Origin of the sequence: Aliidiomarina sp., assembly GCF_047920995.1 — a bacterium.
In the GTDB taxonomy this organism is placed as follows: Bacteria; Pseudomonadota; Gammaproteobacteria; order Enterobacterales; family Alteromonadaceae; genus Aliidiomarina.
The window spans coordinates 45,964-58,475 of the sequence record NZ_JBLRWZ010000002.1 but is presented as its reverse complement, the minus strand read 5'-3'; the positions used below and the strand labels follow the sequence as shown (position 1 = coordinate 58,475).

The following is a 12,512-nucleotide window of genomic DNA, read 5'->3' as shown; positions in this document are numbered from 1 at the left end:
GTTGTAGAACTGATGAATAGCAAATAACATGCTATGCAGTGCAACAGAAACAGCCGAATTAGGTTACTAGAATTACCGGTATATGAGCGCGAAATCAGTATTTAATTATCAAGATTTTCTCAATAATTTAACTCACCAGCCCGGTGTTTATCGCATGTTTGATGCTGCCGGTGAGGTTATTTACGTGGGTAAAGCTAAAGACCTCCGGAAACGAGTTGGCAGCTACTTTCGTACTAATGTGGATTCAGTAAAAACTCAAGCATTGGTAAAACATATTGCTAAGATGGATGTTACGGTTACTAATTCTGAAGCTGAAGCGCTCATTCTAGAAAACTCCTTTATTAAGAAGCATCGTCCACGATACAACGTGTTGCTGCGCGACGACAAATCATATCCTTATATTTTTATCTCTGCGCATGAGCATCCGCGTATTGCTTATCATCGTGGTACCCGCCGAGAAAAAGGGGAGTACTTTGGGCCATTTCCAAATGGTAGTGCAGTGCGCGAGAGCTTGCGTTTATTACAGAAGCTATTTCCAGTGCGACAATGTGAAGATAGCTATTATCGTGCGCGCAGTAGGCCATGTTTGCAGCATCAGTTAAAGCGTTGCTTAGCACCATGTGTGGCGATTCCTAGTGATACGGAATACCAACAGCAAGTGCAATTGGCAAAACTCTTTTTGCGCGGCAAAAACCATGAGGTAATTAATACGCTTGTTGCAAGCATGGAGAATGCGAGTGCAGCATTAGATTTTGAAAAAGCTGCGCAACTGCGAGATCAAATTGTGGCGTTGCGGCAAGTGCAAGAGAAGAACTCGGTAAGTGGTGAGCAACATGAGTTGGATGCTATTGGCCTATATCGTGAATCGGGCTTTACATGTGTACACTTGTTATCGGTAAGGCAGAACTCAGTGCAAGGAAGCCGCAGCTATTATCCAAAAGTACCAGCTCATACTACCGATAGTGAAGTAATTGAAAGCTTTTTAGTGCAATACTATTTAAATCAAACCCATGGGCAGCGAGCGCCCGCGGAAATTATTGTTCCCGAGCAGCTAAATAACCTAGTAGATCTTAGCGAGCAGCTGAATCATGTACTTGGTGTGAAAGCAAAACTACGGCAACCAAAACGTGGTGAGCGCCAACAATACTTGGCATTAGCTACAAAAAACGCGATGAATGCAGTGCAAAGTAAGCTTGGTTTGCAATCTACCATGCAAACACGATTCCGTGCGTTATATAAATTTCTGCAGCGCGATGAACCCGTTCAGCGCATGGAGTGCTTTGATATTTCCCACACCATGGGCGAACAAACCGTAGCCTCTTGTGTGGTGTTTGATCAGGATGGCCCGCGAAAATCAGATTATCGCCGCTTTAATATTAGTGGTATTACCGGCGGCGATGATTATGCAGCGATGGCACAAGCACTGGAGCGCCGCTATAAACATGCTATCGAAAAAGAAAATGTACCAGATTTGCTATTAATTGACGGTGGTAAAGGGCAGTTAACTCAAGCAGAAGATTACTTTCGTGATTGGCCGCAGCCTCCTATACTGTTGGGTGTAGCAAAAGGAGAAAGCCGCAGGCCGGGCTTAGAAACCTTGATTTTTGGTTTTACTCGAAAAACGGTGCACCTTGCGGCCGATGATCCTGCGTTGCACTTAATTCAGCATATTCGTGACGAATCGCACCGATTTGCCATTACTGGCCATCGGCAACGGCGGGCAAAAGTACGAAAAACATCAACTTTGGAAGAGATTCCAGCCGTAGGCAGTAAACGCCGACAAAATTTATTAAAGTATCTTGGTGGATTACAGCAGGTAAAAGGCGCTAGTATAGATCAATTAGCAACAGTGCCTGGAATCAGTAAAGCGCTAGCGGAAACCATTTATTACGCCTTGCGTGATGAGTAATTTATTTTTTGTGTTGAAGTGAGAACCAATATTTATGTGGAGCATTCCTAACCTTTTAACCTCATTCCGGATCCTTCTTATTCCGGTTTTCTTGGCAGTTTTCTACTTACCAATTGAGAATGCACACTTTTTTGCTGCGATTATCTTTGTAGTTGCTGCAATCACCGATGGTTTAGATGGCTACATCGCCCGTAAATTAAAGCAGCAAACCAAGTTTGGCGCGTTCTTGGATCCTGTAGCTGATAAGATCATGGTAGCCGCAGCATTGATTGTAGTTGTGGAATTTCATCAAACATTGTGGATTACTATACCCGCATTAATGATTATTAGCCGAGAGCTGATTATTTCGGCGTTACGGGAATGGATGGCGGAAATTGGCAAACGCGATAGTGTAGCCGTTTCAACTATTGGTAAAGTGAAAACTACTGCACAAATGATTGCGCTTACCGGTTTGCTATGGAGTGCTAATGCATTTGTTTACGTGGTAGGGGTTATGGCGCTCTATGTTGCTGCCATTCTCACTCTATGGTCGATGTATATTTACTTAACTGTTGCTTGGGCAGACCTCACAAAAGACAGTTAATAAGCTATATTTTGGCCATTTCATTCAAAAAATAGGCAAACAGTTCAAAAATCAAAATTTCTTGTTGACTGAAATTATTGGATAGGTAGAATGCACAGCCACTGGGGCATCGCTCTGGTGAGAAATAAAGTTAAGCGGGAATAGCTCAGTGGTAGAGCACAACCTTGCCAAGGTTGGGGTCGCGAGTTCGAATCTCGTTTCCCGCTCCAAACTTTATTTTAACCCAGGCGGGTTGGCAGAATGGCTATGCAGCGGATTGCAAATCCGTGGATCTCGGTTCGACTCCGGGACCCGCCTCCAGTTTTAACCTGCAATAGGTTATGTTTCAGACAGCTAAGTAATAAATAGCTAAGTAACAAATAGCAATACACTAGAAATAGTGCCTACGAATAAGCCCGGGTGGTGAAATTGGTAGACACAAGGGATTTAAAATCCCTCGACTTAACGGTCGTGCCGGTTCGAGTCCGGCCCCGGGCACCATTTCTAATCATAGTATTCACTAATATTCCTCTCTTGTAGATTACCCCTAAAATACCTCTGCAACTAAAAGCGCATACCCGCTGATAAACGAAGCGTTTCAAAATCAGAATTAGTGGTTTGGTATTCAGCAGATATGAAAAAACCATAGTCAAGGCGGATACCAATACCAATCCCGTAAATTAAGTCAGTTTCACGATAAGACGGCAGAAAAGGCCCGGCGGCAACTTCGGTACGCGAAGCACCTAAAGTGATAAAAGAGAAGATGTTTTGATAAATATCAAACTCAGGGGCGAGGGTTACCGCGTAATGCTCCATGCTACCAGATTCAGTGATCGCGATGGCAGTGCAAGTACTATCATCAGGGCATTGATTGCTGGTGCGATAGTTTGAACCTCTTTCATATATGGCGCGCACACCAAGATTGCCCCAAGGAAAGTAGGTGACAGACAACCCATAATTTATATTGCTATCATCGTGCTCGCCCCACCAGGGATTATTGTTAGTAGTCCGCTTAGTTGTTGCATCAATGGTGGTATAACCGGTGTGAGCAGTGATTAACCATTCGTTGGTGAAATTTTGTGCCTGTGCAGCTGGTAAAGCGAAAAGTAGCCAGAGCGTGACACTAGTGGTAGTTAAAAATGCTGGTGTTTTCATATGAAGTGGCCTCTAGTTTGTTTCTATTTCCATTATGCTCCACAAATCAAGATAGCTGATATCTCAGTATAGTTAGCGATTCAGCTACTAACAACCTGGTGTTTTGCGATAATTAATGTATTTCTTGGGCTTTCATGATGCGCGCAAAATTGCTGTAACCGCACGGCATAGTTTTGCTCTTGCAAAAATAAGGCACGATCTAACAGTAACCAAAGTTCTAGAGGGCGGCGAAATAACTGGCGTATGTTATCGATACTACGTATTAGCGCCAAACGCTCATGTGCTTTTGGTATAAGCGCATTGATTACTGAATCGGCCAGCACAGGTAATGCCTGTTGTTCACAGGCCCAACGAATGAATGCGCTAAGTTCACCACTAAACCAATGCTTCGATACTGAGGGCAGAGAGCGATAGGTTGTAATGCCGGTAATCTGCGCTCGATAAAGATCAAACACCAAGCGCCATAATTGTTCGATATCGCGCAGCTTGGCCACCCGTTTTCCGCCGGTAACCTGCTCTTGTACTGCTAGCTTCAATTGCGAGCGCGATAAACTCAGCGCTGACTGCTGTGCTTGTTGAGAAAGCGGTTGGTAGAGCTCTGCTTGTTGTAAATGATAACAGCAGGGCGCTACGAACAATTCCCGCTTACCTTGGCTGCAGGCCAGCTCTAAGAGTTGTCGATGTAGATCACCACATGCGTGTAGTGCCACAATAGCGCTGTTAGTAGGTAACCAGTTGTGGGGTAGGTGCATTACATTGGCATGCAGAAACTCTTGCGCTACCGAGTGCTGGAACGCCAGTGCTTGGCCTTGTTCACACAAATTCGCTTGCCACTCTACACTAAGCACAGGTATCTGCTGCTGGAAGCTAAGAATACGCCCTAAATGGCCTTTACCCGCGCACCACTCAATTACTTGGTGTATTGGATCTTCAGTGGTATGGCATGACGCATGTTTGCTGAATTCGGCAATGAAACCATTAATTTGAGCAAGCTTGCGCCCCTGAATGCCATTAGTAAGCCAAAACGGGCTTTCCCGCTCTAGCTTTGCGGAAGTTGCTGCAACCGGATTTGCAAGCTTACTTAGTGCGGGTGCGATAAGGGCGTCAATCTCTGCGGCGCTTTGCGGCCAAGGCCATTCGCTTTGGGCGAAGGCCTCAAGCTGCCAAAACTCTCGATAGCGATTGAGCAGAGTGTCATATTGCGCAAAAACATCGCTTAACGGTTGTGTAGCGCTCATTTTGCCGCCATACAGTGGCGCCTACTTGGCTTGAATGTAATGCTTAAACTCATTACCGCTGTTGCTTTATTACGTGTTGTAACCAATTAACGAGGGCTACGATTGCCATTTCACGCTGGCTCTCACGACGCACCGAGATATGTAATCCATGTTTACTGGCTAAGCGGAAGCCCGGTACTTCTTGTAACCCACTATCAGTTGCCGCCCGAGCATAGAAATCTGGTAACAACAGTAAACGGTTGGTAAATTGCCCGAGTTCCACGGCCATGCTGGTATTGTTAACCAGTTGCACTTGCTCAGGAGCTATTTTCGAATAGTACTCTTTGGTCCAGCTATCCCAATCTTTATTAGTGTTTACGGCAACGTATTTAAAATCAGCTAGGTTATCGGCCGTTGCCAATGGCGCACCGGCAGGGCGCATTAATAGCAGTTGGCTGTTTGCTAACTTCCAATTGGAAATGGCTTTTTGTGCGGGGGCAGAGAAGGTAATTAAGGCATCTAATTCCCCATGAATTAGCTCGTGGGTAAGTGGGCCTTCGTTTTGTCGGCTTAAGTATTCTGGCGCTTGCACACACTGAAGTTCTAAGTGTGGATAGAGCTGATTGAATTCTGCCAATAAAGGGCCAAGCCACCAACGTAGGAGCTCGCTACTAATGCCAAGTGTAAGTGTGCGGCGGGCTTGGTCGCCATTTCGCATGGTACGTTTTACTAAGCGTTCTACTTGTCGAAAAACTTTCGATAAATCAGGTGCGAGTGCATCACCCGCGGGAGTTAGTGCATGTACCCGATTGTCGCGCTGAATTAAGCGAATACCTAACTGCTCTTCCAGCGTAGTAATTTGTCGGCTGATAGCTGATTGGGTTACCGCAAGCTCAGCCGCGGCGGCTTTAAAACTACCTAAGCGGGCAACGGTTTCGAAAACACGTAACGCGTTCAAAGAAGGAAAATTATTGTTTTTCATCGTTATTTTTCGCACTATAGGTTGTTGCTTTTACATCCTTGTGCATAGTTTGAAAATATGTAAAAGCGCATTGATTTTAAATCATCATAGTAAATATTTCATCTAAGCGCAAACGTGCTTTTTAACAGTTAATCCTGTTGTGGTAATTTCATAGGAAACAGTATGTTCGAAGATATTATGGCAGGGCGTTATGTAACCGAATTTATCGCCATGGCTATTGCCCACGCAGTGGCCGTAGCAAGCCCTGGTCCAGATTTTGCCGTAGTTAGCCGTTATAGCGTGCGGCACGGTGCTCGCATCGCAACTTGGGTGAGTTTAGGTATTGGCTTGGGTATCCTTGTACATGTTACCTATTCGGTTTTGGGTTTGGCGTTAATCATTCACCAAACGCCTTGGTTGTATAAGCTTTTACTATTGGTGGCTGCCGCTTATTTCTTCTGGTTAGGGTATGGTGCATTAAGAAGCCAGCCGAATCGAGAGCAGCTGGGTAATGCAAAGCAGTATGCTGAACCAAACGGCGAGCAACATGCCAATATTCTTTCGGGTTCGGTAATTTCAGTGCGTAGAGCCGTGGCTATTGGCTTTCTAACCAACGGCTTAAACATTAAAGCCACCATGTTTTTTCTCGCCTTATTTACTTCAATTATTTCAACGCAAACGCCTATGGCTGTAAAAGCCGGTTATGGAATGTATTTGGCAATTGCCACTTTTGCTTGGTTCGCCACGCTTTCGTATTTGTTAGGACGAACGCGTATTCGCGATATCTTACTAAGCCATGGCTATTGGTTTGATCGCACAATGGGATTAATTTTGTGGTTCTTAGCATTCCATTTACTTTGGCAGTGGTGGTTGCAGCCCTAAATCCGTTATAATCCCTGCGTTACCCGATACACTTTCTTGCTTTGAGGCTTATGAATGCAGTTATTTGTAAATGATCTAACCGTAATTGATTTCTCTTATCTGTGTCCGCAGCGCGGCATAGTGGGGGAGAGTTGGATCGTTGATATTATTTTAGATGGGTCTTTGAACGATCAATCAATGGTGTTGGATTTTGGTAGGGTTAAAAAGCAAGTAAAAGCGATTATCGACCAATCGGTTGATCATAAGTTACTGATTCCAGCTGAACATCCGTTAACCCGTGTAACGCGTGAACATGAGGGCACGCATTATTGGGTTGATTTTATGCGCCCCGGCAAATCGATACATTTATATTGCCCGGCCGATGCATATGCGTTTATCGATGCTGAAACCATTACCATGGAATCTACTATTGATTATTTACAAGCGGTAATTAAACGTGAACTCCCGGCAAACGTACAAGGCTTACACCTCACTTTGCGCAGTGAAGAGATAAAAGGCGCGTTTTATCACTATACCCACGGGCTAAAAAAGCACGATGGTAACTGCCAGCGTATCGCCCATGGCCATCGCTCCGCACTGCAAATTTTTATTGATAACGAACGCAATACGGCTTTAGAGGCGCGTTGGGCTGAGCGCTGGCGTGATATCTACATCGGTACACAAGAAGATGTTGCGGATAAAAATGCATTACAACTAAGCGCTGCAGCGGCTGCAACGGTAGGTGAAGCGCATATTTGTTATTCTTATATTGCTGAGCAAGGCGTATTTGAGCTAGTGCTGCCGCGTTGTGAGAATGAAGTGGTGGCAACTGATACTACTGTAGAGTGCATTGCTGATTTTATTGCCACTACGATTGCTGCAGAAAACTGCGCATCTGCAGCAGCTAACAGTGCCGCATCAGCGGCGGCAGTTAAGGTAATTGCCTACGAAGGTGTTGGTAAAGGAGCGATTGGATATGCATAAAAGAATACTTACTTTGGCTGCAACTATGCTGCTCCTTAGCCATACGTATGTTGCCACAGTGCAGGCAGAGCCTGCTCCTGAACTGCAAGGTGAGGTTGTTCAAGGTGCCATGATTGTGGGCAAAGCTGCCGCAAGCGCTCGAGTATGGCTAAACGATAGTGAACTGCAAGTGGGTGATTCTGGCCACTTTGTATTCGGCATAAGTAGAGATGATGTTGGCGCGGTGCTGCTTCGTGTTGAGTATGCAGATGGTGCAGAATGGCAGCAGGAACTTGCTATTGCAGAGCGAGAGTTCGATATTCAGCGCGTAGATGGTTTACCGCAACGTACGGTTACCCCAAACCCAGAAGTACAGGCGTTAATTCGGGCCGATAATGTAAAAATTGGTGCCGCCCGCAATGTAGTAAGTGATCGGTTGAATTTTAGTGAAGGGTTTATTTGGCCTGCTGCAGGGCGTATTTCTGGTGTGTATGGTAGCCAACGAATTCTTAATGGCAATCCAAGCGCACCGCATTGGGGCCTTGATATCGCGGCTCCAACCGGTACGCCAGTGTATGCACCTGCAGGTGGTGAAGTTCGCTTAACAGCCCCGGATATGGTGTTATCCGGTGGCACTATTATTATCGACCATGGCCACAATATCTTCTCGAGCTTTTTGCATTTGTATGCGATACACGTTGAAGAAGGGCAAATTGTTAATACCGGTGATTTGATCGGTGAAATCGGCGCCACCGGGCGGGCTACAGGCCCACACCTAGATTGGCGGATGAACTGGGGTGGGGTGCGCGTAGATCCACAGTTACTGGTACCTACGCCAAAGCCACCGCAGCTTAACTAACGAATAATTAATCAATAACGAACGCCGAGTTAGGAGCTGCTTAGGGCAGTTTTAGCCACAGTTGTGCTAGCTCTGCATTACTAATACTCAATTGATAACAATCGGCTTTGGGAGCTTGCCAGGTTAGGCTCTTCTCGAGCAGGCGATCATCGCGCAAAACATGCACTTGCACCGTTTCACCGGGCTGGTAGCGGGTTATCGCCCGGTTGATGTTGCCTCGATTTGCGTGCAGAAAATCTATTGCCACAAGCGTATCATTAGCACTGAGCTCAGCAAGCGCCGCCGCGCCATCTTCAAACACTCTGCTAATCACAATGCTGCCATTACGCTCCTGCAGGGCTGCGCCCAAGCTTACAGAACCTACAGAGGTGCCGGTTAAGCTTGGCTGCATAGAAAATGCATCGGCACAGGTAGGAGCTAACTGGATGCCAAAGCGTTCCAACACCACATCTACGGGTAAAGGCTGAGTGCTGGTAAGCCAATCTTGCACTTGTTCAGCTATTGCTGGATTGGCAACTTCGGCTATCACTTTAATCAGGTTTTCTTGTTTGGTTCCTATAGCTGCGTAACGTTCATACACGCAGCGCATAATATCCATCAACGAGCGTTGCTGATCGCTTGCCATACGGGTTGCTAAATCTAACAGCATCGCAATTACAGCACCTTTGCTGTAATAGCTGCTAATCGCGTTTTGCGCATTTTCGTTTTGCTGGTAAAACGTGGTCCAAGCCAGTTGGCTAGAGGTAAGTACAGATTGCCGTTGCGGGCCTTTGCCACGCAATGCTCGGCTCATAGTTTGGCCAACCCTAGCTAAGTATTGCTGTGCTGGTAACACGCCACTCTGTTGGAGAAAGTAATCATCTAAATACGAGGTAACCCCCTCATAAAACCAGAGTTGTTCAGTATATTGCTCTTGGGTTAGGTTGTAGGGATGAAAAAGGCTTGGCCGTAACTGTTTAATATTCCAACTATGCAAATACTCGTGGCTACAAAGGCTTAAAAAGGTATTGTAATCATCGTTGTTGGTACTGTTATTGAGCACAGGTTCTAGCGAGTGCCTGCTGCAGATTAGTGCTGTAGAGTTGCGGTGTTCTAAACCACCAAATCCTTCGCCAACTACCATGGTAAGAAAAGAATATTCAGTAAATGGCGCGTGGTTCCAAAACTCAATTTGTTGCTCGCAAATCCGCTGCAGATCATTCGCGAGTTGCGTTGTATTGGCAAAATGGCGGCCTACTAATACCAAACGATGAGGGATATTCTTCGCGGTGAATGCTACCTCTGTTAGTGGCCCCATCAGAAATGGGTAATCGATTAGCTCTGCATAACTGGACGCTGTATAGGTGCCAAATCCAGATTTATCGGCTTCTACTAACGGCATCCCAGTAGCAAGATGCCAATCTTTATTGTCTATTGGAGGAACCATCAATTCATGAGGTAGCTCGTTAAACTCTGGCGCCTCTAGGCATACGGCGCTCGGATTAAAGAAGCCAAATTCGGAATCCAGCCACGCGGTACGTACCGAAAGATCAAATGCGTATACACAATAGTGTACGGTTACCCATCCAGAGCATTCCTCCAGCAACCAACTACTCTTATCGGGGCGAATGTAATCGAGCGCAACCTCTGCTCCAATGGCCGAAAAGCTAATAACATGCTTACCGAAATCACGTATCATATAGCTTCCGGGTAACCACGCAGGCATCCGCAGCAGAACGCTTTGCGGCGTTGCTACAAAGAATTGCAAGCTCACATCGAAATAATGGTGATGGGGATCAGCAGGGGCTACTTTATAGTACACGGTGTTTTGTTGCATATCCTGGCCCTGCTGCTGAGTGGTGTGCATAAATTTTGCCTAAACCTGCGAAAAGTAACGGTGTGTAATTGTACCATGCTAGGAATTGTTGCCAAGGGAAGGGGCTTGTAATGTAAGTTGCTGCATTGATGCGACCAAGCTCGCTGAATTACCGACCAACAGCCTGAGCTAATCTGAATATTCGAGTAATATTACTCTGTAAATGTTATTTTTTTGTAATCGAGGAGTTGGTTTGAACTGGCGCGCTTACCTAGAAGACCGAAATAAAATGTTTTGGCTACTGCAGATAACCGGTTGGCTTGGTTATGCATTAGTACAATATATGGGCTCGTTAATGCACGAGATGCGCGAGATTTGGATCGCGATCGTATTATTGGGCGCCTATGCGGGCTTTTTACTTACGGTTCCTTTGCGATATTTATATCGCCGCATTTGGCACATTCACCCGATGTTGCAAGTTGTGGTGGTGCTGCTTTGCTCCTATTTGGCGGCCGCAATATGGGCGGTAATTGATAATCTCACTAACTGGGAAATTTATAAATTCGGTTTCCGGCCAACGAATTTGCTCTTTTACTTCCAACATAGCATTGCCAAGTTCTACATTATGCTCTCTTGGAGTGGTTTGTATTTTGTAATTAAATACTATCAGCTCTTGCAGGATGCTCAGCAAAAATCTCTTGCTGCTGCATCTATGGCGCACCAATCACAGTTAAAAATGTTGCGTTACCAGTTAAATCCACATTTTTTGTTTAATACCTTAAATGCTATTTCCACGTTAATTTTGGTAAATGAAAACAAAGCGGCGAATCAGATGATGAGTAAGCTGAGCCGTTTTTTACGCTATTCATTAGATAACGATCCGATTAAACGAATTACCTTGGAACAAGAGCTGTCTGCAGCGCAACTATATCTCGATATTGAGAAAGTGCGGTTTGGGGAACGTTTAAATGTAGTAGTAGAGGTATCGGCAGAGGCCAAACAAGCGTTGGTTCCAAGCCTAATTTTACAGCCGCTAATTGAGAACGCGATTAAGTATGCCGTTGCAAAAACGGAACATACGGGTTCGATTCATATCAAAGCGATTCGTATCGATGATGATTTACAGGTAACTATTACCGATAATGGGCCTGAGCCATTTGATCCTGATAAAATAAAAATTCGTGGCTCAGGAGTTGGTTTAATGAATATTCGTGAGCGGCTTAAAGCGTTGTATGGCAAGGAGTTCTTGTTTACGCTTAGTGCAAATACTCCAAGCGGCTGTATTGCTTCAATGCGGTTCCCATGGCATTCTGGCACTGAAAACTCTAAGTAACTAGCGAGTACGAATACACATATGAATCAAGTAATCCGAGCTGTAATTGTTGATGATGAGCCGTTAGCCCGCCAAGGTTTGCGTATTCGCTTGAACTCGTTTCCGCATATTGATGTTGTGGCGGAAGCAGGTAGTGGGCGAGAAGCGGTAGAGTTAATTGTTAATGAAAAGCCAGATTTGGTATTTCTAGATATTCAAATGCCCGGCCTTAGCGGGTTTGATGTATTACGTTTAATTCGCGAAAAAGCAGACCAGATGCCCGCTGTGGTGTTTGTTACCGCATATGATCATTATGCAATTCGAGCGTTTGAAGTGCGGGCGTTGGATTACCTTTTAAAACCAGTAGATGAAGAGCGCTTAGCTGTAGCGATGGAGCGTATCAGCGGTGAGTTGCGTACTGAGCGTGGTACTGAGTATCAGCAACGGTTAGTGCAATTAGTAGCTGATATTACCGGTGGTGATGTTGAAGAGATTTTGCAGCAATTAGCCGAAGGTAAATCACCCACTATTGATCATTACCCAGAGCATATCGCGATAAAAGACAGCGGTGAAATTACCCGCGTAGCGATAAATTCGATCGAGTGGATTGATGCTGCTGGTGATTACATGTGTATTCATGCAGCAAACCAAACTCATATATTAAGACGTACCATGAAGGAATTAGAGCAAGAGCTTAATCCACGTATGTTTCAGCGTATTCATCGCTCGGCCATTGTGAACCTTGCGCAAGTAGAAAAGCTGTGTAGCCGCCAAAATGGCGAGTATCACTTAATTTTGCAGAACGGCCAAGAGCTGAAAGTAAGTAGAAGTTATAAAGACCGCATTAAACAGCTGGTGCTGGGTAATTAACGAGTATTTGCACAGATAGAACTTGATCAAAGCCCGTTTTGTTCACGT

11 protein-coding genes and 3 tRNA genes are annotated in these 12,512 nt (G+C 45.3%); 10 read left to right on the top strand and 4 right to left on the bottom strand.

Going from position 1 to position 12,512, the window contains the following annotated elements:
• Positions 1-82: 82 nt before the first annotated feature.
• From uvrC to ACNA7P_RS00965, 5 genes are all read left to right on the top strand, one after another.
• Complete coding sequence (gene uvrC / locus ACNA7P_RS00985; protein WP_416256734.1) at positions 83-1,909, top strand: excinuclease ABC subunit UvrC; 1,827 nt, start codon at positions 83-85, stop codon at positions 1,907-1,909.
• 34 nt (positions 1,910-1,943) lie between these two features.
• Positions 1,944-2,492 carry a CDP-diacylglycerol--glycerol-3-phosphate 3-phosphatidyltransferase gene (pgsA, locus tag ACNA7P_RS00980; protein ID WP_416256733.1) on the top strand — a complete coding sequence of 183 codons (549 nt, stop codon included), beginning with the start codon at positions 1,944-1,946 and terminating at the stop codon, positions 2,490-2,492.
• A gap of 134 nt (positions 2,493-2,626) precedes the next feature.
• Positions 2,627-2,701 (top strand) — tRNA-Gly (locus ACNA7P_RS00975).
• Between the two features lie 17 nt (positions 2,702-2,718).
• A tRNA-Cys gene (locus ACNA7P_RS00970) sits at positions 2,719-2,792 on the top strand.
• 93 nt (positions 2,793-2,885) lie between these two features.
• Positions 2,886-2,972: transfer RNA gene (locus ACNA7P_RS00965), tRNA-Leu, on the top strand.
• A 63-nt stretch (positions 2,973-3,035) separates the two neighbouring features.
• Here the strand turns inward: ACNA7P_RS00965 and ACNA7P_RS00960 are convergent.
• The 3 genes from ACNA7P_RS00960 to ACNA7P_RS00950 form a co-directional block, all read right to left on the bottom strand.
• Positions 3,036-3,626, bottom strand: coding sequence for an outer membrane beta-barrel protein (locus ACNA7P_RS00960; protein ID WP_416256732.1), 591 nt, complete (start codon positions 3,624-3,626; stop codon positions 3,036-3,038).
• A gap of 80 nt (positions 3,627-3,706) precedes the next feature.
• The gene (locus ACNA7P_RS00955) at positions 3,707-4,864 is read right to left on the bottom strand and encodes a methyltransferase (RefSeq protein WP_416256731.1); all 1,158 of its coding nucleotides are present in this window, start codon (positions 4,862-4,864) and stop codon (positions 3,707-3,709) included.
• A 52-nt stretch (positions 4,865-4,916) separates the two neighbouring features.
• Positions 4,917-5,825 carry a LysR family transcriptional regulator gene (locus ACNA7P_RS00950; RefSeq protein ID WP_416256730.1) on the bottom strand — a complete coding sequence of 303 codons (909 nt, stop codon included), beginning with the start codon at positions 5,823-5,825 and terminating at the stop codon, positions 4,917-4,919.
• A 162-nt stretch (positions 5,826-5,987) separates the two neighbouring features.
• On the opposite strand from ACNA7P_RS00950, the gene ACNA7P_RS00945 reads away from it, so the two are divergent.
• Genes ACNA7P_RS00945 through ACNA7P_RS00935 form a run of 3 tightly spaced genes read left to right on the top strand, consistent with a single transcriptional unit; the run spans position 5,988 to position 8,487 of the window.
• Positions 5,988-6,686, top strand: a complete 699-nt coding sequence (locus ACNA7P_RS00945; RefSeq protein WP_416256729.1) for a LysE family translocator — start codon at positions 5,988-5,990, stop codon at positions 6,684-6,686.
• A 54-nt stretch (positions 6,687-6,740) separates the two neighbouring features.
• Positions 6,741-7,649: a 6-carboxytetrahydropterin synthase gene (locus tag ACNA7P_RS00940; protein ID WP_416256728.1), complete on the top strand. Its 909-nt coding sequence runs from the start codon at positions 6,741-6,743 to the stop codon at positions 7,647-7,649.
• The gene (locus ACNA7P_RS00935) at positions 7,642-8,487 is read left to right on the top strand and encodes a M23 family metallopeptidase (RefSeq protein WP_416256727.1); all 846 of its coding nucleotides are present in this window, start codon (positions 7,642-7,644) and stop codon (positions 8,485-8,487) included. Before ACNA7P_RS00940 ends, ACNA7P_RS00935 begins: the two co-directional genes overlap by 8 nt.
• Positions 8,488-8,527: 40 nt before the next feature.
• Here ACNA7P_RS00935 and ACNA7P_RS00930 read toward each other — a convergent pair whose 3' ends face one another.
• On the bottom strand, positions 8,528-10,333 hold the full coding sequence (locus ACNA7P_RS00930) for a M61 family metallopeptidase (RefSeq protein ID WP_416256726.1): 1,806 nt from the start codon (positions 10,331-10,333) through the stop codon (positions 8,528-8,530).
• A 202-nt stretch (positions 10,334-10,535) separates the two neighbouring features.
• Between ACNA7P_RS00930 and ACNA7P_RS00925 the strand changes: the two genes are divergently transcribed.
• Positions 10,536-11,615 (top strand): sensor histidine kinase, encoded by a 1,080-nt coding sequence (locus ACNA7P_RS00925; RefSeq protein WP_416256725.1) that lies wholly within the window; start codon positions 10,536-10,538, stop codon positions 11,613-11,615.
• Between the two features lie 21 nt (positions 11,616-11,636).
• Complete coding sequence (locus tag ACNA7P_RS00920) at positions 11,637-12,464, top strand: LytR/AlgR family response regulator transcription factor (protein ID WP_416256724.1); 828 nt, start codon at positions 11,637-11,639, stop codon at positions 12,462-12,464.
• Positions 12,465-12,512 lie beyond the last annotated feature (48 nt).

Coding starts and splice junctions, on each gene's coding strand:
- uvrC (WP_416256734.1), top strand. CDS start 83: ATGAGCGCGAAATCAGTATTTAATTATCAAGATTTTCTCAATAATTTA.
- pgsA (WP_416256733.1), top strand. CDS start 1,944: ATGTGGAGCATTCCTAACCTTTTAACCTCATTCCGGATCCTTCTTATT.
- ACNA7P_RS00960 (WP_416256732.1), bottom strand. CDS start 3,626: ATGAAAACACCAGCATTTTTAACTACCACTAGTGTCACGCTCTGGCTA.
- ACNA7P_RS00955 (WP_416256731.1), bottom strand. CDS start 4,864: ATGAGCGCTACACAACCGTTAAGCGATGTTTTTGCGCAATATGACACT.
- ACNA7P_RS00950 (WP_416256730.1), bottom strand. CDS start 5,825: ATGAAAAACAATAATTTTCCTTCTTTGAACGCGTTACGTGTTTTCGAA.
- ACNA7P_RS00945 (WP_416256729.1), top strand. CDS start 5,988: ATGTTCGAAGATATTATGGCAGGGCGTTATGTAACCGAATTTATCGCC.
- ACNA7P_RS00940 (WP_416256728.1), top strand. CDS start 6,741: ATGCAGTTATTTGTAAATGATCTAACCGTAATTGATTTCTCTTATCTG.
- ACNA7P_RS00935 (WP_416256727.1), top strand. CDS start 7,642: ATGCATAAAAGAATACTTACTTTGGCTGCAACTATGCTGCTCCTTAGC.
- ACNA7P_RS00930 (WP_416256726.1), bottom strand. CDS start 10,333: ATGCACACCACTCAGCAGCAGGGCCAGGATATGCAACAAAACACCGTG.
- ACNA7P_RS00920 (WP_416256724.1), top strand. CDS start 11,637: ATGAATCAAGTAATCCGAGCTGTAATTGTTGATGATGAGCCGTTAGCC.